The organism is Paractinoplanes lichenicola (assembly GCF_016785085.1).
GTDB classification, from domain to species: Bacteria; Actinomycetota; Actinomycetes; order Mycobacteriales; family Micromonosporaceae; genus Actinoplanes; species Actinoplanes lichenicola.
The window spans coordinates 69,182-87,018 of record NZ_JAENHO010000016.1 but is presented as its reverse complement, the minus strand read 5'-3'; the positions used below and the strand labels follow the sequence as shown (position 1 = coordinate 87,018).

Sequence of the window (17,837 nt, the reverse complement as noted above, 5' to 3'; positions counted from 1 at the left end):
CGAGGAGAAGTCGTGATCCTGGCCCGCGCTCTCGACGTCACCCGCCGCTACGGCGACAACCTGGCCCTCGACAGTGTCACCTTCGAGGTCGAGTCCGGCGAGCTGGTCGGCCTGCTCGGCCCCAACGGAGCCGGCAAGAGCACCCTGGTCAACCTGCTGACCGGCATCCGGCGGCCCACCTCGGGCACGGTCGAGCTGCTCGGCGGCGACCCGCGCCTGCCGCAGAGCCGGCGCCACCTCGGCGTCACTCCACAAGAGACGGGCCTGCCGGGCTCGCTGCGGGTCGGCGAGGTCGTCGATTTCGTCTCCGCCCACTACGACAAGCCGCTGCCCAAGGCCGAGCTGCTCGACCGGTTCGGGCTGACCGAGCTCGTCCGGCGGCAGACCGGCGGCCTCTCCGGCGGCGAGAAGCGCCGGGTCGCCGTCGCTCTCGCGTTCGTCGGCCGGCCCCGCATCGTGTTCCTCGACGAGCCCACCACCGGGCTCGACGTGCAGGCCCGCCGGTTCCTGTGGGACGGCATCCGCGCCTTCCAGGCCGAGGGCGGCACGGTCGTGCTGACCAGCCACTACCTGGAGGAGATCGAGGCCCTGGCCCGGCGGGTGGTGGTGATCGGGGGTGGCCGGGTGCTCGCCGACGACACGGTCGACGCCGTACGCGGCCTGGTCGCCGTCCACCGGGTCAGCCTCAGCCTGGCCGACTCGCTGCCCGACCTGCCCGGCATCGCGGGCGCCGAGCGCGACGGCGACCGGCTGCACCTGCTGACCGCCGACGCCGACCGCCTGGTGCGCGACCTGGTCGCGTACGAGGTGCCTTTCAAGGATCTGGAGGTGCGCCCGACCTCGCTCGAGGAGGCGTTCCTGACCATCACCGAAGACCGCGCGCCCGCCACCGCCATCGCTCGCGCCGCCTGAGAGGCTTCCATGACATCCCTCGCGCTCACCCACGCCAAGTTTCAGCTGCTCGAGACCGCCCGCATCCCGATCGCCCTGTTCGGCAGCGCCTTCTTCCCGGCCGCGGCGATGCTCGCGTTCGTGGTGCCGTTCGTCGGTGACAACGCGGAGTACGCGACGTTCGCGACCGCCTCGATGATCACGTTCTCGGTGATGTCGACCAACCTGTTCCAGCACGGCGTCGGCGTCTCCGAGGATCGGGCGCAGCCGTGGGATCCGTACATGCGCACCCTGCCCGCCGGGGCCCTGCCCCGCTTCGCCGGCCGCATCCTTTCCGGCCTGACCCTGATGTTCGTCTCGCTGATCCCGGTCGTCCTGATCGCGGCGTTCCTGACCGAGGCCACCCTGACCTCGGCCCAGTTCCTGCTCACCGCGGCCACCGTGGTGGTCATCGCCATCCCGTTCATCCTGATGGGACTCGCGATCGGCTACTCCATGCCGCAGAAGGCCGCGGTCGTCGTCGCCCAGCTGCTGTTCTTCCCGCTGGCCTTCCTGGGCGGCCTGATGACCGGCCCCGGCATGGCGCCCGGCATCGTCGAGGACATCGCGCCCTACCTGCCGACCGGCGGCGCGGCCCGGCTCATGTGGGCCGCCGTCGGCGACTTTCCCTACGATTTCGGCTCAATCGCCGCGCTTGTGGGCTGGATCATCGCCCTAGGTTGGGTGGCCGTATGGGCCTATCGACGCGACGAGGGTCGGCGGTTCAGCTAGAACAACGACACTTAAGCCCGTCCAAAGGTGCGCGGTGCGACGATTTCGGCCATGACCCCATCGACTCCCGGATCACCTACGTGGGTCGATCTCGGCACTGCCGATCCCGTCGACGCGGAGAGGTTCTACACCGCGCTGTTCGGGTGGACGTCGGATGTCGCCGGCGACTACATCACCTTCCTGCTCCGCGGGCGGCCGGTGGCCGGCGCCGGCCCGCTCTACGGGGCCGGCCAGCCGACCGCCTGGAGCACATACATCGGCACCGACGACGCCGACGGGGTCGCGGCCCGGGTGGCCGCGGCCGACGGCAAGGTGCTGGTCCCCCCGTTCGACGTGCAGGATCAGGGCCGGATGGCCGCCTTCCTCGACCCCGGCGGCGCGCCGTTCAGCGTCTGGGAGCCCGGCACGATGCGCGGCGCGGAGCTGTTCGACGTGCCCGGCGCGCTCACCTGGAACGAGCTGAACACCCGCGACCTCGACGGTTCGATGGCCTTCTACCAGGCAGTGTTCGGCTGGCAGTTCCGCAACAGCTCGATGTCCGGCATCCCGTACGTCGTAGCCAAGGTCCACGAGACCCCGGTCTGCGGCATCCAGCCGATGCTCCCCGAGGAGTGGCACGACGACGTCGGTCCGCACTGGACGGTCTACTTCGCAGTCCCCGACAGCGACGCGGCGACCGACCGCGCACTGGCACTGGGCGGCTCGATCGTGCGTCCGCCGACGACCCTCCCGATCGGCCGGTACGCGGTGCTGGCCGACGCCCAGGGCGGCTGGTTCGCCGTCCTGGCCGGCAACCGCTGACCCGAGGCCGCCGCCCGACACTCGCGCGCGGCCCATGTAGCCGATGTGAGTACTCACTTACCGGTGGCGGACGGGCACCACCAGCGGCCCGTGCTCGCCGTCGATTACCCGCACCCGCACCCGGTAGTGCTTGGCCAGGTTCTCCTCCGTCAGCACCTCCCGGGCCGTCCCCGCCGCGGCCACCACCCCTTCGGCCAGCAGCACCATGCGCTCGGCGTACTCCCCCGCGACGGACAAATCGTGCATGGTGGCCAGCACGGTCAGCCCCCGCTCGGCCCGGAGCCGGTCGATCAGCTCGAGCACCTCCTGCTGGTGTCCGATGTCGAGGGCGCTGGTCGGCTCGTCGAGCAGCAGAATCCCCGCGCCCTGGGCCAGCGCGCGGGCCAGGAACACCCGCTGCCGCTCGCCACCCGAGAGCGTCTCCAACCGCCGTCCGGCGAACCGGGCGACGTCGAGCGACTCCAGCACCTCCTCGACCGCGGCCAGGTCGGCGGCGGATTCCCGGCCGAGCGGGGGGATGTACGGCGTGCGGCCGAGCAGCGCGTAGTCGAGGACGCGCATCCCGGGCGGCACGGTCGGCGTCTGGTTGACCGTGGCGATCGTCTTCGCGCGTTCGCGGCGGTGCAGAGTGTCGATCGGACGGCCGTCGAGCTCGACGACGCCGGTGAAGGGCAGCAACCCGCCGATCGCGCGCAATGCGGTCGACTTGCCGGCGCCGTTCGGGCCGATCACCATGACCCACTCGCCGCTGGCCACGTCCAGGTCCACGCCGTCGACGATCAAGTTCCCGTCCAGCCGTACGCGGAGGTCGCGCGCCCTGATCATGGTGTGCCCGCCCGGCTGCGGCGCAGCACGACGATGAAGAACGGCGCGCCGAAGAACGCCGTGATCACGCCGATCGGGATCTCGGCCTGGCCCCCGGCCGTGCGGGCGAGCAGGTCGGCCAGGGCCAGGAAGGCGCCGCCGAACAGCACCGACAGCGGCAGGATCGAGCGATGGCTGGGCCCGGCCAGCAGGCGCATCGTGTGCGGGACGATGATGCCGACGAAGCCGATCAGGCCGGAGACCGAGACGGCGGCCGCGGTGCCCAACGAGGCGGCCACGATCAGCAGGTAGCGGCTGCGCTGCGGGTGCAACCCGAGACCGCTCGCCTCCTCGTCACCGACGGTCAGCACGTCGAGCTCACGCCGCTGGGCGAGCACGATCACGGCGGTCACCACCGCGTACGGGAGGACGATCAACACGTCGTGCCACCCGGCGGTGGCCAGCCGGCCCAGCAGCCACGAATAGACCTCGCGCAGCGTGTCGACGTGCTGCTGCATGAGGTAGGTCTGACCCGCGGCGAGGAACGATGACACCGCCACCCCGGCCAGGATCAGGGTGGCCGGCGACCGGTCGCGCCCCCCGGCCGCGCCCAGCAGCCAGGTCAGCGCGACGGCCAGCAGCGCGCCCGCGAACGCCGCGACCGGCACCCCGACCGGCAGGTTGGCCGTCGCGTCGCCGGTCGTCCCGGCCCGCAACGAGATCACCGCGGTGACGCCCAGGCCCGCGCCGGCGGCCACCCCGAGCAGGTGCGGGTCGGCCAGCGGATTGCGGAACACGCCCTGATAGGCGGCGCCGGCCAGGGCCAGCAGCCCGCCGACGAGCAGGCCGAGCACGACCCGGGGCAGCCGCAGTTCGGTGAGGATGGCCACCTCACGCTCGGTCAGGCCGCTGTGCAGGCGAACACCCGGGATGAGGTTGAGCAGTTCGATCGCGACCCCGCCCGGCGGCAGCGCCACCGACCCGAAGGCCAGCCCGGCGATCAATGCGACCAGCACCGCGGCCACGCCACCGGCCAGCCAACCGGCGCGCAGGCCGGCCGGCCGCGGGCGGGAAGCGAGCGTCGCCGTCACGCGGGGATCTTGGTCACCGCGTCGGCGATGGTGCGTACGAGGTCGACCGTACGCGGGCCCCAGCGGGAGGCGATGTCGTCGTCCAGCGCGTAGATCTGGTTGTTCTTGACCGCGGTGATCGTGCTCCAGCCCTTGCGCGCGGTCACCGTCTGCGGCGACTGCTGGCAGCACTTGCTGTCGGCCAGGAAGATCGTGTCCGGATCGGACTTGACCAGCGCCTCCTGCGACAGCTGGGGATAGCCGCCCTTGGCGCCGTCCGGGTCGGCGGCGTCGGCCACGTTCTCCATGCCGAACTTCGCGAAGATCGAGCCGATGAACGTCTTGGAGGTGACGCTGTAGAAGGTCGGATCGAGCTCGTAGTAGTAGCTGAGCGGGGTGCTGCGCCGCGGCACGTCTTTGACGATCTTGTCGATGTCCGCGGTCATCGTGGCGCTCAGCGCGTCGGCCTCGGTCCGGTGCCCGGTGAGGCTGCCGAATTGCCTGATCTGCTCGTAGGTGCCGTCGAGGTCGGTTGTCGCCGAGGCCAGGAACACCGGGATCTCGAGCTTGTCCAGCTGCGAAACGATCTTGTCGATGTCGTTGGACAGGATCACCAGGTCGGGGTCCTCGGCCGCGATCGCCTCGGCGTTCGGCTTGACCCCGGACAGGTCGGTCCGGGGTGCGTCGGCCGGGTGGTTGGACTGGTCGTCGACCGCGGTGACCTGCGGACCGGCCCCGATCGCGTACAGGATCTCAGTGGCGGTCGAGCTCAGCGAGACGATCTTTTCGGGCCTCTGCTCCAGCGTGAGGTCACCAACGGTCACCGGGTACGCCGCGGCGGCCGCGCTCGAGGGTGTGGTGCCCGAGGGCTCGGTGGTGTCGTCGTTGCCGCCGCAGGCACCGGCGACGAGCAGGGTGGTGGCCGCCAGGGCAGCCGTGAGCACGCGTTTCATGAGGTCCTCCGGTCGGCCGGGTGCGATGCCGACGGGCGTCGGCCGGGTGCTTCGCCGACGAGGCCTCGGGGGCGGTCCGTCCGCGAGGCGCCCCTCCCCGGGAGCGCTGGTTCGCGACCGGCGTCCAGGCGACCTGGCTCGACCCCCTTGGCGAGGGCCACACAGTTGCGGGACAGCGCCGGACTCGCACCGGCTTCGCTGAACGCGGTCCCTCCGACGCTAACCCACCGGAGCGCTACGCGCGGTCGGCGGGCTTCTCTTCCACCTTGGCCGGCGCGGCCCGGTCGCCCTCGGCGGCCGCCTCCTCGTCGCCGGCCAGGGCGGCGCGCAGCCGCTCCTTCTCGGCCGAGCGGCGGGTCGCCACGCTCACCAGCTGCTCGTTCATCTGGTTGCGCCACTTGGCGAGCAGAAAATAGGACGCGACGGCCGACACGACAATCGCGATCATGCCCGCGACCAGCAAGTTGAGCGGGAAGAACGAGAGCAGCCCGAGGACGACGGCAAACAGGCCGACCCGCCCGAGCGTGTACTTGATGGCGGGGCTCATCTCTCCCTCTTTCCTTGCATCAGCTCGTGCGGTCGTTCAGCCAGCGCAGGCCGTAGAACCAGATCAGGCAGTAGACGACGGTGAAGCCCGCGGCCCCGGCCAGCCCGCTGACCAGCGTCGGGAACTGGCTCGCGGCCAGCCCGGCGACGGTCATGCCGGCGGCCACCGCGAACCCGATGCCGAGCAGCGCGACCACCACGCGCGAGGCACCGAAGCCCTCGGCCCGGAACTCCTCGACGAACAGCCACACCGGCAGGATGATGGCCAGCCAGCCGCTGGTGTCACCGAAATCCGAGACCCGGGTCAGCGACAGGATCGCCTCGAGGATCAGCAGCAGGACGGCACCGGTCACCAGCCCGGCCAGGGCGGTGCCGATCAGGTCACCGATGGTGGCCAGGCGTCCACTGGGGTCGCGGCGCGGCCGGCGCTCGCTCTTCGTGTCCGTCATGACAAGTGCAGACTACGCGCTCGGCTCAGGCCCAGACCTTCTGCGGCTCGCTGCGCCGCCCGGCCAGCGAGGGGGCCGGCTCGTGCTCGTGCACGACCTCGTAACGCGCGTCCCGCTCGACCGGCCGGAAACCCGCGTCCCAGATGAGTTCGAGCAGGTCGTCGCGGGTGGGGTCGCCGTCGGTGACCGAGCCGTCGAGGTCGTCGGCGCCGAAGTTGAGCGTCAGCTGGGCCACCGACAGGCCGTGGTTGCCCCACAGCGACTTCACGTGCGGCACGTTGTCGACCAGCAGGCGGGCCACGGCGAACGTCTTGAGCGACTCGGCGGGCGCGGCCGTCTCGGTGTGATCCCCCGACTCGGGCTGGTGCAGCACCGGGATGAGGACCACCAGGCCACCCGTCTCGTCCTGCCGGTCGCGCAGCCGGATCAGGTGGTCGAGGCGCTGCCCGTGGTTGTCGTCCTTCCCGTACGGGAGGAGGGCCGCGAGCGGCGACTCACCGGCGAGCTCGCGGGCCGGGTCGGGGTCGGCCGCGAACAGCACGCGGTCGCCGTTGAGCTCGGTGCGCCGGTGGTGCGCCAGCCGGCCGAGCCAGGCCAGGTCGTCACACCCGAGGAGCGCCTCGCCGTCCGCCCGGGTCAGCCGCTCGCCCGCGTAGACCTTCGTCTCGAGCTCGCTCTTGCGTCCGGCATCCATCTGTCGCACTCCTTCTCCACCGCCTCGCCGTCGAGGGTACGTCCCCGCCTCCGACGATCTTGATTTGGCCGCTCGATACGGAGGTGCAGGTCACGCGGTTGTTCGCCGGATTCCCAGCCTTCTTTCATCTTCGATCAATCGACAGGCATGTTCAGGGTGATGTATGCCTTTAGAGGGAACGGCATGCGGCGCCCGGCGTCGCGGCGGACGGGGAGCACATGGCGACAGCACGAGTTGGGGTCCGGCGATCACGCAGCGCGCGTCCATGGTGGCGCCCTGTTGTGATGTCTGCCGTCGCCGCCACGATCGCTGCCCTCTTCCAGCCCCTCCCGGCCCTGGCCGACCCGGCCAACGCCCCCCAAGACACGTTCAACCAGGCCGTGCCCGACGTCGGCGCCCGGCCGATGGCGCTCGGCACCCTGGCCCTCCCGGGTCAGAAGGTCGCGACCCCCACCCCGACCGCGTCGCTGGCCGGCGCCGCCGCCAGCCCCGCGCTGCAGCAGATCGAGAAGGGCCGCAACGAGATCGCGACCCTCGGCGACCAGCTGATTCAGGTCGGGCAGGATCGCGATCTCGCCCGTGACCAGCACACCGCGGCCGATCTGAAGGTCAAGCAGGCCTCCGAGGTGCTGCAGGAGGCGCAGACCGCCGCCGCCGAGGCGGCCGCCCAGGCCGTGGTCGACGCGGCCGCGGCCCCGCCCGGCGGGCTCGGCGGGCTCTCCGACCTCGGCGACCTGGCCCGCCTGCAGCGCGGCGACGACACCCGGCAGGCGATCGCCCGGCAGATCGAGCTGGCCCAGGTGACCACCCAGCTCGCCCTCGACGAGCAGTCGCTGAGCGGCGAGCGGTTCACCGAGCTCGAAAAGAAGTACGCCAAGCTCAACGGCACCCTGACCAAGAAGCAGGCCGCCCAGCAGCGCCTCGAGCTCGCGCACGCCGACGAGCTGGCCGCCGCCGAGGCCAGCCAGGCCGGGGTCGACAGCGCGCTCGGTGCGGGCTTCCTGGCCGGCGCCGAGGCAGGCCGCGGCGCCGACGCGCGGGCCATGCAGGCGCTGCAGTTCGCCCTGGCCCAGCGCGGCGATCCGTATGTGTGGTCCGAGGAGGGCCCGGACGAGTACGACTGCTCCGGCCTGATGTACGCGGCGTACCGCTCGGTCGGCTTCCAGCTGACCCGCGTGTCCCGCGACCAGTATTGGCAGACCCGCAACAAGGTCGTCTCGCGCTACTCGTTGCTCCCCGGTGACCTGCTGTTCTTCAGCCACTCGAACAGCTGGCGGGGCATCCACCACGTCGCCATGTACGCCGGCGACGGCATGATGGTCGAGGCCCCGCGTACGGGTCTGAACGTGCGCCTGACCCCGGTCCGCTGGTCGCGCCTGTTCCAGGCCACCCGCATCTTCGGCTCGATCGAGGGCATCGTCCCCGGTCCCGAGCTGGGCGCGCCCGACCCCGACCCGACGGGCAACCCGACCCCCAGGCCGACGCTGCCGGTGCCGACCTTCCCGACGACGACGCCGCCCAGGACGACGCCGCCGGTGAGCACGCCGCCCAAGACGACCCCGCCGGGCACCACGCCACCGGCCACCACACCGCCGGCGACCACCCCACCCGCCACGACGCCCCCGGCGACCACACCGCCGGCCACCACGCCGCCCGCGACCACCCCGCCGGCCACGACGCCGCCCCCGGCGACCACGAGGCCACCGTCGACCCCCAACCCGCCGGCCACGACGAACCCGCCGGCCAACGGCGGCGGGTCCAGCTCGGGCGGCTCGCCGTCGGGCGGAGGGTCGAACTCCGGCGGCTCGTCGTCGGGCGGGTCCTCGTCGGGCGGCTCGTCTTCGGGCGGGTCGGCCTCGAGCAGCGCGGCCAACACGCCCAGCGGCACGACGAGTTCGGCCAACGCCGCCGAGTCGGCGAGCAGCCGGGCGGCCTCGTCGTCTGCTTCCGGCTCCTGACGAGCAGTCGGCGCCCTATAGTCTCGGTCTTCCCGGACCGGCAGGTGATCATCCGGGAGGCGTTCATATTTCGCCTTTCCGGTGGTCAGTGCCGGGCCGGGGGCATGGTCCGGTTGATGCCGGGTGTGCTGACGCGCACGGATATGGCACGGTTATGGGCAGCGCCCGGCGACCGAATCCGTCGGCACGCGGCGGTCGGGAGGATCCATGGACGAGCGGCAGGCGACACCGGACAGCGACGGCGTGAGGCCGCCCGCTGCGCGGACGCCCGCGGGCGACCAGGACGGATACGCTCCGCCGCCGCCGCCCGCCCCCGGTGCCCTGTGGGCGGCCAAACAGCCCGCCGCAGGCACGATCAAGGCCTCGGCCCCGGTCTCGGCGGCCCCCGCCACCGGCACCCCGGCCTCGGACGACACACCCGGCGGCCCGATCCACGCCTCGGATGCTCCTGCGCCGAGCGTTCCCGTCTCCGGCTCACCAAGCTCGGACGGCTCGCTCCTAGGCTCCGCGAAGTCCGGCAGCCCGGTCTCCGGCGCGCCGACATCCGGCGCCTCGACCTACGGCACGCCGAGTTCCGGCGGCCCCACCTCCAGCGCCTCGACCTACGGCACGCCGAGTTCCGGCGGCCCCACCCCCAGCGCTCCCACATCCGGCGCCTCGACCTACGGCACGCCGGCCTCTGGCGGCGCTCCCATTTCCGGTGCCTCGACTTATGGCACGCCGGCCTCGGGCGCCCCGGCCGGCAGCGCTCCCGCGTCCGGTGCGGCGGCCGCCGTCGGTTCGGTGCGGCCGGTCAGTCCCGCCTCCGAGCTGGTGCCCGAGCGGGTCGACGGCGAGAGCCGGCGCCTGCCCACCACGCTGGGCAGCGGCGCGGCCCGGGTCAGCGTGCCCGGCTCGATCAGCCCCGAGTCGGCCGGCGCGGCCCGCGCGGCCGGATGGGGCACGGGCGAAGCCAAGATCTATGGCAGCAAGTCCCCTGAGGACGTCGGGGCCAAAGTCGTCAAGCCCACCGTGGTCGCCTCCGCCCCGGTCTCGGCCGCCCCCGCAGCCCCGGTAGTCGCTTCCACCCCGGTCTCCGCCCCGCCCTCGGCCCCGGCGGCCGGTTCCGCGTCCCCGTCGGGCCGGGCAGCCGCCTCCACCTCGGCCCCGGCAGCTGGTTCCGCCTCGGCCCCGGCGGCCGGTTCCACGTCGGCCCCAGCGGCGGGTTCCATCTCGGGCCGGACAGTCGCCTCCGCCTCGGTCTCGGCGCCCCCGGCGGGTGGCACCTCCACCCCGGACGAAGCCGGCCACGAGAGCCGCTCGGTCGTCGCGCGCGCCCGCGTCACGCCACCGCCGACCGGCTCCCGCGCCCCGCAGGCCACCGAGCCGTCACCCGAGCCCGGCGACCCCAAGCCGTCCGACCCGCGCCCCGGTCAGCCCGAGCCCGGCGAGCCGTCCCGGCCCGAACCCGGCGACCCGCGTCCCAGTGACCCCGAGCCCGGCCAGCCCGAACCCGGCGAACCCAAGCCCGAACCCGGCGAGCCCGAGCGGCCCGCCCCGGTTCCGGCCCCGCCGTCGCGTCCGGAGCCCACCCGGCCCGAGCCGACCAGCCCCGCGCCCGGTCGTCCCGACCCGATCCAGCCGCCCGACCCGTTCCCGGCCCCGCCGGCGCCCGGCCCCTTCCCGGCGCCGACCCCGGGCCCGTTCCCGAGCCCGTCGCCCGGCCCCGCACCGACCCCGCCGGGCCCCACGCCGCCTGGTCCCACGCCGCCCAGCCCCGGCCGGCCTCCGGTGCCCGGCCCCACGCCGCCCGGCCCGGTTCCGCCCGGCCCCGGCCCGTCACCGGTTCCGCCGGGTCCGGGTCCGTCGCCCACGCCGCCCGGTCCCGGTCCGTCCCCGGTCCCGCCGGGTCCGTCGCCGAGCCCGGTTCCCGGTCCGCCCGGCCCGAGCCCCGTGCCGGGTCCGCCGCAGCCGATCGTCCCGCCGCCGCCGACGATCCAGAGCGGTCTGCCGTCGTACACCGTGCCGCCCGCCACCGGTGGCCGTTCACCGGCCGCCAGCACTCCGTTCGGGGTCGCCGGGCCGGACGCCAGGACCGCGCCGTTCGGTGCGACTTCGCCTCGTCCGTTCGGCGAGCCGGCGACCCGGCCGGCCCCGGCCGTTCAGACCGGCGACGAGCCCACCCGGATCGGCGGCGCACCGGCCGTTCGGACCGGCGAGGAGCCCACGCGGATCGGCGGGGCACCGGCTGTCCAGGCCGGCGACGAGCCCACCCGGATCGGCGCCGCACCGGCTGGTCGGGCTGGCGGCGCTCCGGCGTACCCGCCGGGCTTCGACCCCGAGCCGACGGCGGCCGTGCCGCGGCAGATGCAACCGGGCACGCTCTACGGCACCGGCGGTTACGAGACGATCGACGCCACGATGCCCGTTTCCACCAATCCTGTGGAGAATTCGGGGTCACTTACCGGACACATCCTGGCCCAGGGCTGGCACGACGAGGTCGTCGACCGCAAGCGCAGCAACCTCAAGGTCGCAGTGGCCATGCTGGTGGTGTTGGGCCTGCTCGTGACGGTGAGCATCGTGTTCCTGCTGACCGCCGGAAGCTCGTTCAGCGACTGGATCGGCGGGGTGTTCTCGTAGATCACATGCGTACGGGAAAATTTGGCTTGTAGCGCTGAGTGACCCTAAGCTTGTCGGGTTTGCGCCTCCGGGGTGTCGTGCCGTGTGTCACTTGTGCGGTGAGCCTGCCCACTACCGGCGCGGAATGCGGTCGGCGTGCAAAACGTTGAGCCGTACACTTATGACAGTTATTGACGCGGCGTGCCCTTGCGGTGCATGCCACGGGCGTTCTTGCGGGGATTACAGCGGCCGGCTCTCGACAGCCGCGGCGGGCCATTCGCGAGCATGCGCCCCCGTAGAGAGGTTCTCTTGACCACTTTCGCTGATCCCAGCACGTTCCCGTCCGTCTTCGAGCCCCGTTCCACCGATGAGCAGACCCCCGAGACCGACGCCGCCGAGACCGCGGCTGTCGAGACCCCGGCCGCCGAGACCGCGGTCGTCGAGACCCCGGCCGCCGAGGCCGAGGCCGTGACCACCCCGGCCGCCGAGACCGAGACCGCGGAGACTCCGGCCGAGGGGACCGAGGAGCCCGCCGAGGCCCCCGTCGCTCTGCCGAGCTTCGCCGAGCTGGGCCTGCCGGCCGAGCTGGTGCGCGTCCTCACCCGCGAGGGCATCACCACGCCGTTCGAGATCCAGGCCGCGACCATGCCCGACGCGCTGGCCGGTCGTGACGTCCTCGGCCGCGGCCAGACCGGTTCCGGCAAGACCCTGGCGTTCGGCCTGCCGCTGCTGGCCCGCGTCGCGCAGGGTGGCCGGGCCCGCCCGCACCACCCCAAGGCCCTGATCCTGGTGCCCACGCGCGAGCTGGCGATGCAGGTCGCCGACGCGCTGATGCCGCTGGGCCGCTCGGTCGGCGTCTTCCTCAAGACCGCCGTCGGCGGCGTGCCGTACGACCGGCAGATGGACGCGCTCCGGCGCGGTGTCGAGGTCATGGTGGCCACCCCCGGCCGCCTCGGCGACCTGATCGAGCGCGGCGCCTGCAAGCTCGACGACATCGAGATCACGGTCCTCGACGAGGCCGACCAGATGGCCGACATGGGCTTCCTGCCCGAGGTCACCGAGCTGCTGGCCAAGACGCCCGAGGGCGCGCAGCGGCTGCTCTTCTCGGCCACTCTCGACGGCGACGTCGACGCGCTGGTCAAGCGGTTCATGCACGACCCGATCACGCACTCGACCGCGCCGGCCGAGGCCAGCGTGTCCACCATGGACCACCACCTGCTGCTGATCCCGCCGCACGACAAGTTCCCGATCGCCGCGTCGATCGCGAACCGGGACGGCAAGACGATCGTCTTCGCCCGCACGCAGATGGGTGTCGACCGGCTCGTCGAGCAGCTCCGGCAGGTCGGTGTCCGGGCCGGTGGGCTGCACGGCGGCAAGACCCAGCGGGTCCGCACGCGCACGCTCGCCGAGTTCAAGGAGGGCCGCACCAGCGTCCTCGTGGCGACTGACGTGGCCGCCCGCGGCATCCACGTCGACGGCATCTCGCTGGTCATGCACGTCGACCCGCCCAAGGACCCGAAGGACTACCTGCACCGGGCCGGTCGCACCGCCCGGGCCGGCGAGTCCGGCGCGGTCGTCACGCTCGTGCTGCCCAAGCAGCGTCGCAGCACCCAGGCCATGATGTCGAAGGCCGGGGTCGCACCGGCCGAGACGCGGGTGCGCAACGGCGACGAGAAGCTGATCGAGATCACCGGCGCCCGCGAGCCGAGCGGCGTGCCCGTGGTCGACGAGCCGGAGCCCCGCCGCGAGCGTGGCGACCGGCCGCGGGGCCGCTTCGGCGACCGCCCGCAGCGCTCGTACGGCGACCGGCCGCGCGGCTCGTACGGTGACCGCACGCGTGGTGACCGTCCGCAGCGCTCGTATGGTGACCGTCCGCAGCGTTCGTTCGACGACCGGCCCGCCGGTGACCGTCCGCAACGTTCCTACGGCGACCGCCCGGCGGGCGACCGGTCGGAGCGCGGCGGCTACGGCGACCGTCCGCAGCGGTCGTACGGCGACCGTCCCGACCGCGGTGGCTACGGCGACCGGGCCGGCTCGGGTGAGCGCGGCGGCTACGGCTCCGGCGACCGTGGGGGCTACAGCTCGGGCGAGCGCGGCGGCCAGGGTGGCTACGGCCGCAACGGCGAGCGGACCGGTGGCTTCCGGCGCGACAACAACCAGCGGAACGACCGCCGCGAGGGGCCCTCGGGCCGCTTCGGCGCCGCCCGCCCGGCGCGCAGCTACTGACGCACAGCAACGAACGAACGCCCGGCCTCTCGTGAAAGAGGGGCCGGGCGTTCGGCTTTTCCCCGCCCGGCGACGGGGGTAGACAAGAGGAATGCTGCCCTCTTCGTTGTTCTGGCAACGCAAGGACACCGCCGGATCCGAGCATGTGCTGACCGACTCCACGGACGGGCTGTATGCCCAAGGCACGGCGCTCGCGGTCGACCCGATCCCCTACACCTGCCGCTACGAGCTGCGCACCGGCCCCGACTGGGCCACCGGCTTCTTCGACGTGTCGGCCGAGGGCGCGGGCTGGAGCCGTGGGGTGCGCCTCGAGCTGGCGGCCGGCCGCTGGCGGGTCACGACGGCCGAGCGCGGCCACCTCGACAAGGTGCTGTCGACGGCCGGTCACGCGGGCGCGGGCCTGCCCGGCACCGAGGATCCCGACCTGCTCTACGGCGCGTTCGACGTCGACCTGGGCGGCTCCCCGCTGACCAACACGCTGCCGATCCGCCGGCTCGGGCTGCATCGGGCGGTCGGGGCCGACATCGGTGTCGCGCATCGGATCAGCGTGGCCTGGGTGCTGCTGCCGAGCCTCGAAGTGGTGCAGTCGGACCAGATCTACACGGCGCTCGGCGACGGCCGGGTGCGGTTCGCGAACGAGACGTTCAGCGCCGACCTGTCGATCGACGAGGACGGCTTCGTGGTGGACTATCCGGGCCTGGCGGCGCGAGTGGGTGACCCGGGCCCCCGGCGGGCCGGTTGAGCGGCGTACGGGCTCCTCAAGGGTGCCCGATCGTCGATGCCCGCGGGTGGGAACCCGGAAGATCAGCCGACGCCGGGCTGGGGGCGGTTCTCCCATTTCGTCGAGAGCGCGATGGCCGTACGGGTGGAGGCGACGCCGGGCGTGCGATTGATGCGCACGATCAGCTGCTCGAGCTCGGCGATCGTGCCGACCCGCACGGTCAGCTGATAAGACTCCACACCGGCCATGAAGTAGCAGCTCTCGACCTCGGGCATGGCCCGCACGGCGGTCAGCACGTCGTCGGTGTCGGCCCCCGAGTCCTCGATGATGCCGATCAGCGCGGTGACGCCGAGGCCCAGCGCCTCGTGGTCGACCTCGGCGCGATAGCCGCGAATGGTGCCGGCCGCCTCGAGCTTGCCCACCCGCTCGTGCACGGCCGGCGCGGAAAGGCCGACCTTGCGCGCGAGCTCGGCATACGACGAGCGGGCATTGTCCCGTAGCAGGTCGATCAGCCGAAGGTCGATGGAGTCCATGGTGATGACCCTAAACGGGTGGCAGAACGCCACTCACGCCCGGTAGTGAGGAATCGGCGGCAGGATAACGATCACTGTCGCAATTAGGGCTTTTTCCGCATTCCAGGGACTCGGTTCCGGGGCAATGCTCTAATGGCTTTACGTCCCGATCGAGCACGCCGACACTCACCGTGATCACGGCCGCTCCAACTGACCGACGCGAGGAGGGGGCTGTGGACACTGGAGATCGTCTGCTCACACCAGGCGAGGTGGCCGCGCTGTTCCGCGTCGACCCGAAGACAGTCACGCGATGGGCCGCAGCCGGACGTATCGGCAGCATTCGCACCCCGGGTGGCCACCGTCGATTCCGCGAGTCCGAAGTGCGCGCGTTGCTGGAAGGCGACGGCGTGGTCGAGGAAATGCGCGAGGACGACGCGGCCAACCGCCCACGCAACGCGGGTCCGACGAATCCGGGCATGGGCTACGGCCCGCCCAACGGCTTGCGCTGAGCATTCAACTCACCTTTCCACCGGGTCAGGAGCGTGTGCTCCACACCCATGGCGTCCAACGCCTTGCCCGCAACGAAGTCGATGAGCTGCTGCGCCGTGGCCTGCGCCCCGGAGCCGTAGAACCCGGGGCTGGCGGGCAGCACGACCGCCCCGGCGTCGTGCAGGGCGATCAGGTGCTCCAGGTGACTGCGAGTAACCGGCGTCTCCCGAGGCACGATCACTGTCCGTCGACGCTCTTTGAGGTTCACCTCGGCCGCCCGCTGCAGGAGATCCTTCGACAGTCCGATGGCGATGCCCGCACACGCTGCCGTGCTGGCCGGCACCACCACCATGCCTCGCGCCGGGTACGAGCCACTGCTCGGCCCGGCGGCGAGGTCACCGGCCGGCCAGTACGTCAGGTCGCCCAGGTCACGGCCCAGCCACGCGCCGACGTCGTCCTTCCAGTGCGCATCCCGTACGGTGGCACCGGTCTCGTCGAGAATGGTGAGCCGGGCCGCCTTCGAGATGACCAGGTCGACGGCCTCGCCCGCGTCGAGCAGCCCCGTGAGCACGGCCCTGGCATAGGGCGTGCCCGAGGCACCTGAGACACCGACGACCCACGGTTCACGCATGCCTCAAGTGTGCAACCTAGTCGCGCGGCAGTTGGGCAGAAGTGGGGAAGGCCTCGACCGAAGGGGTCCAGGAACTCGCCACGCCGAACGGTCCGGTCGACTTGGCCGACGCCGCCACCTGCCGCAGCTGATCCGCGGACACGCTGTCGCCGGCCCGCACGGTCAGCTGGACCCCGGTGGGGCTGTCCTGGTCGAGGGGGGCCGACTCGTCGGGCAGCGGCACGATCATGACGCGGCACTCAGTCGTCCACGTCGGGCCCGCGTACGGGGCGAGTCCCGGATTCTTGTTGGCCCGGCACTCCGGTTCCGGTCCGATCTCGCTGCTCCCGCCGAGCCGGAAGTCGATCACCATCCCGCCCGGTGGCACGGGGGTGGGGCCGGGGATCCGACGGTTCTGCGGGTCGAGATTCGCCAGCAGTTGCTCGGTTTCGCTGTCGCGGAAGGTGCTTTCGAACTCGGCGCTCGCCGCGTCGGGCACGAACACCACCGATCCCTGACCCCGCATCGAGTATTCGACCGCGGCCAGCTTGAGCCCGGGCGGCGTATGCCCCACGGTGTAAGCCTGCCGGATCGGCTGCGGGGTGGCCTGAAGCGCGAACTTGGCCGCGACGGCGCGCATCTCGGTTTCGGTGAGGCCGAGATGCCGGTCGTACGCGGTCACCACCGCCGTCGCGTTCTCGGCGTACTGCCAGACCAGCACGCGCGTAGGGGTCCAGACCCCGACGTCGTAACCGGTGGCCCTCGGCTGCGCGAAGTATGCGGACCGCCCGCCGATCGGCTCCGTCACGGAGGCGGAGTCCCAGGCCGGCGTCGGGTTGAACCCGGGGCGATAGACGCTGAGGGTGCCGACGGCGCGCAGCGGACGCCCCGGCGGCCGGTCCCGGCCGATGTAGGTGGTCTGGTTGTTGACGCCCACCCACTCCGGATCGCCCACCGTGAGCGCGCCGACCTTGTACGTCTTGAAGAGCCGGTCGAGGGCCCGGGTCGGGGCCGGCTCGGGCGTGACCGGATGGGTCTGCTGCCGGGTGAGGATCTGCGGCACCCCGATCGCGATGGCCACCGCCACCACGGCCGCGATCGCCCACCCGGCATTCCGGCGTCGCTTGCGCCGGCGTCCCGCCGTGACGAAGTCGTCGACGGTGTATCGCGCCGGAGGTGCGCCCTCCAGCAGGTCAGACAGCTTCACGGCGGGCCTCCGTCCGGTCGTTGAGGTCGAGGTCGACACCGAGAATCCCGCGCAGCGTCTCGAGCCCCCGCGACGTGTACGCCTTGACCGTCCCCTCCGGGCAGCGCAGCGCGGCCGCGGTCTGCGGGACGCTCAGCCCCTCCAGGAACCGCAGCACCAGAACGGCCCGGTGCTTCACCGGCACCTGCAGGAGCGCCCGCCGCAGGTGCACCCGATCGTCGGCGTGCGGGATCACGTCCGGCGCCGGCATCTCGGGCATCGCGTGGCTGCGCGACTGCTCACGGCGCCACCACGGCCGGCGCGTCTCGTCGATCGCCGCGCGGACCACCGCCGTACGGGCATAGCCATCGTGATTCTCGACCCGCCCCCACTTCACGTAGAGGCGGGCGAGGGCCGACAGAACCGCGTCCTCGGCCACCTGCCAGTCCCCGCACGTGAGGTAGGCGAGCCCGCGCAGCGACTCCATCTGCGCCCCGACGAACTCGCGGAACTCGGCCTCGTTGTCGCTCACGCGGGTTAGACGGAGCCCACGCCGGA

The 17,837-nt window shown here is 72.5% G+C and carries 18 protein-coding genes and 1 riboswitch; of the genes, 8 read left to right on the top strand and 10 right to left on the bottom strand.

The features are described from left to right. The first annotated feature begins 12 nt into the window (after positions 1-12). Genes JKJ07_RS42145 through JKJ07_RS42135 form a run of 3 tightly spaced genes read left to right on the top strand, consistent with a single transcriptional unit; the run spans position 13 to position 2,463 of the window. Positions 13-912, top strand: a complete 900-nt coding sequence (locus JKJ07_RS42145; RefSeq protein ID WP_202997633.1) for an ABC transporter ATP-binding protein — start codon at positions 13-15, stop codon at positions 910-912. Positions 913-921: 9 nt separating this feature from the next. Further along, complete coding sequence (locus JKJ07_RS42140) at positions 922-1,662, top strand: ABC transporter permease (RefSeq protein WP_202997632.1); 741 nt, start codon at positions 922-924, stop codon at positions 1,660-1,662. A gap of 51 nt (positions 1,663-1,713) precedes the next feature. Next, positions 1,714-2,463, top strand: coding sequence for a VOC family protein (locus tag JKJ07_RS42135; RefSeq protein WP_202997631.1), 750 nt, complete (start codon positions 1,714-1,716; stop codon positions 2,461-2,463). A gap of 57 nt (positions 2,464-2,520) precedes the next feature. Here JKJ07_RS42135 and JKJ07_RS42130 read toward each other — a convergent pair whose 3' ends face one another. The 6 genes from JKJ07_RS42130 to JKJ07_RS42105 all read right to left on the bottom strand — a co-directional run bounded on the left by JKJ07_RS42130 (position 2,521) and on the right by JKJ07_RS42105 (position 6,979). Next, the gene (locus JKJ07_RS42130; protein ID WP_202997630.1) at positions 2,521-3,288 is read right to left on the bottom strand and encodes an ABC transporter ATP-binding protein; all 768 of its coding nucleotides are present in this window, start codon (positions 3,286-3,288) and stop codon (positions 2,521-2,523) included. Then, positions 3,285-4,358: a FecCD family ABC transporter permease gene (locus tag JKJ07_RS42125; RefSeq protein WP_202997629.1), complete on the bottom strand. Its 1,074-nt coding sequence runs from the start codon at positions 4,356-4,358 to the stop codon at positions 3,285-3,287. Before JKJ07_RS42125 ends, JKJ07_RS42130 begins: the two co-directional genes overlap by 4 nt. Beyond that, positions 4,355-5,290, bottom strand: coding sequence for an ABC transporter substrate-binding protein (locus JKJ07_RS42120; RefSeq protein ID WP_202997628.1), 936 nt, complete (start codon positions 5,288-5,290; stop codon positions 4,355-4,357). The genes JKJ07_RS42125 and JKJ07_RS42120 overlap by 4 nt, the downstream gene beginning before the upstream one ends. 132 nt (positions 5,291-5,422) lie before the next feature. Then, a riboswitch (cobalamin riboswitch) is annotated at positions 5,423-5,484 on the bottom strand. Positions 5,485-5,525: 41 nt separating this feature from the next. Continuing rightward, positions 5,526-5,837, bottom strand: a complete 312-nt coding sequence (locus tag JKJ07_RS42115) for a DUF4229 domain-containing protein (RefSeq protein WP_202997627.1) — start codon at positions 5,835-5,837, stop codon at positions 5,526-5,528. A gap of 19 nt (positions 5,838-5,856) precedes the next feature. Next, the gene (locus JKJ07_RS42110; RefSeq protein ID WP_202997626.1) at positions 5,857-6,285 is read right to left on the bottom strand and encodes a hypothetical protein; all 429 of its coding nucleotides are present in this window, start codon (positions 6,283-6,285) and stop codon (positions 5,857-5,859) included. Between the two features lie 25 nt (positions 6,286-6,310). Further along, positions 6,311-6,979 (bottom strand): hypothetical protein, encoded by a 669-nt coding sequence (locus JKJ07_RS42105; protein WP_202997625.1) that lies wholly within the window; start codon positions 6,977-6,979, stop codon positions 6,311-6,313. Between the two features lie 284 nt (positions 6,980-7,263). Between JKJ07_RS42105 and JKJ07_RS42100 the strand changes: the two genes are divergently transcribed. From JKJ07_RS42100 to JKJ07_RS42085, 4 genes are all read left to right on the top strand, one after another. Next, a complete protein-coding gene (locus JKJ07_RS42100) occupies positions 7,264-8,937 on the top strand; it encodes a C40 family peptidase (protein ID WP_236030832.1) in 1,674 nt (557 codons plus the stop codon). Positions 8,938-9,144: 207 nt separating this feature from the next. Then, positions 9,145-11,556, top strand: a complete 2,412-nt coding sequence (locus JKJ07_RS42095; RefSeq protein ID WP_202997623.1) for a hypothetical protein — start codon at positions 9,145-9,147, stop codon at positions 11,554-11,556. A 288-nt stretch (positions 11,557-11,844) separates the two neighbouring features. Next, the gene (locus JKJ07_RS42090; RefSeq protein ID WP_236030831.1) at positions 11,845-13,761 is read left to right on the top strand and encodes a DEAD/DEAH box helicase; all 1,917 of its coding nucleotides are present in this window, start codon (positions 11,845-11,847) and stop codon (positions 13,759-13,761) included. Positions 13,762-13,852: 91 nt separating this feature from the next. Beyond that, positions 13,853-14,503 (top strand): putative glycolipid-binding domain-containing protein, encoded by a 651-nt coding sequence (locus JKJ07_RS42085; RefSeq protein ID WP_202997622.1) that lies wholly within the window; start codon positions 13,853-13,855, stop codon positions 14,501-14,503. 62 nt (positions 14,504-14,565) lie between these two features. On the opposite strand, the gene JKJ07_RS42080 is transcribed toward JKJ07_RS42085, so the two are convergent. Continuing rightward, complete coding sequence (locus JKJ07_RS42080; protein ID WP_202997621.1) at positions 14,566-15,015, bottom strand: Lrp/AsnC family transcriptional regulator; 450 nt, start codon at positions 15,013-15,015, stop codon at positions 14,566-14,568. Between the two features lie 212 nt (positions 15,016-15,227). Here JKJ07_RS42080 and JKJ07_RS42075 point away from each other — a divergent pair, with 212 nt between their 5' ends. Continuing rightward, on the top strand, positions 15,228-15,503 hold the full coding sequence (locus JKJ07_RS42075; protein ID WP_030442123.1) for a BldC family transcriptional regulator: 276 nt from the start codon (positions 15,228-15,230) through the stop codon (positions 15,501-15,503). Here JKJ07_RS42075 and JKJ07_RS42070 read toward each other — a convergent pair. The 3 genes from JKJ07_RS42070 to JKJ07_RS42060 are packed head-to-tail and all read right to left on the bottom strand — an operon-like array spanning position 15,476 to position 17,811. Beyond that, positions 15,476-16,114: a UbiX family flavin prenyltransferase gene (locus JKJ07_RS42070; protein WP_202997620.1), complete on the bottom strand. Its 639-nt coding sequence runs from the start codon at positions 16,112-16,114 to the stop codon at positions 15,476-15,478. The genes JKJ07_RS42075 and JKJ07_RS42070 overlap by 28 nt on opposite strands. A 16-nt stretch (positions 16,115-16,130) precedes the next feature. Continuing rightward, positions 16,131-17,300, bottom strand: coding sequence for a hypothetical protein (locus JKJ07_RS42065; protein WP_202997619.1), 1,170 nt, complete (start codon positions 17,298-17,300; stop codon positions 16,131-16,133). After that, on the bottom strand, positions 17,287-17,811 hold the full coding sequence (locus tag JKJ07_RS42060) for a SigE family RNA polymerase sigma factor (protein ID WP_307834690.1): 525 nt from the start codon (positions 17,809-17,811) through the stop codon (positions 17,287-17,289). Before JKJ07_RS42060 ends, JKJ07_RS42065 begins: the two co-directional genes overlap by 14 nt. Positions 17,812-17,837 lie beyond the last annotated feature (26 nt).

Excerpts from the sequence above, each read along its gene's own strand:
- JKJ07_RS42140 (WP_202997632.1), top strand. The coding sequence starts at position 922 with ATGACATCCCTCGCGCTCACCCACGCCAAGTTTCAGCTGCTCGAGACC.
- JKJ07_RS42135 (WP_202997631.1), top strand. The coding sequence starts at position 1,714 with ATGACCCCATCGACTCCCGGATCACCTACGTGGGTCGATCTCGGCACT.
- JKJ07_RS42130 (WP_202997630.1), bottom strand. The coding sequence starts at position 3,288 with ATGATCAGGGCGCGCGACCTCCGCGTACGGCTGGACGGGAACTTGATC.
- JKJ07_RS42120 (WP_202997628.1), bottom strand. The coding sequence starts at position 5,290 with ATGAAACGCGTGCTCACGGCTGCCCTGGCGGCCACCACCCTGCTCGTC.
- JKJ07_RS42115 (WP_202997627.1), bottom strand. The coding sequence starts at position 5,837 with ATGAGCCCCGCCATCAAGTACACGCTCGGGCGGGTCGGCCTGTTTGCC.
- JKJ07_RS42110 (WP_202997626.1), bottom strand. The coding sequence starts at position 6,285 with ATGACGGACACGAAGAGCGAGCGCCGGCCGCGCCGCGACCCCAGTGGA.
- JKJ07_RS42105 (WP_202997625.1), bottom strand. The coding sequence starts at position 6,979 with ATGGATGCCGGACGCAAGAGCGAGCTCGAGACGAAGGTCTACGCGGGC.
- JKJ07_RS42100 (WP_236030832.1), top strand. The coding sequence starts at position 7,264 with ATGTCTGCCGTCGCCGCCACGATCGCTGCCCTCTTCCAGCCCCTCCCG.
- JKJ07_RS42095 (WP_202997623.1), top strand. The coding sequence starts at position 9,145 with ATGGACGAGCGGCAGGCGACACCGGACAGCGACGGCGTGAGGCCGCCC.
- JKJ07_RS42085 (WP_202997622.1), top strand. The coding sequence starts at position 13,853 with ATGCTGCCCTCTTCGTTGTTCTGGCAACGCAAGGACACCGCCGGATCC.
- JKJ07_RS42080 (WP_202997621.1), bottom strand. The coding sequence starts at position 15,015 with ATGGACTCCATCGACCTTCGGCTGATCGACCTGCTACGGGACAATGCC.
- JKJ07_RS42070 (WP_202997620.1), bottom strand. The coding sequence starts at position 16,114 with ATGCGTGAACCGTGGGTCGTCGGTGTCTCAGGTGCCTCGGGCACGCCC.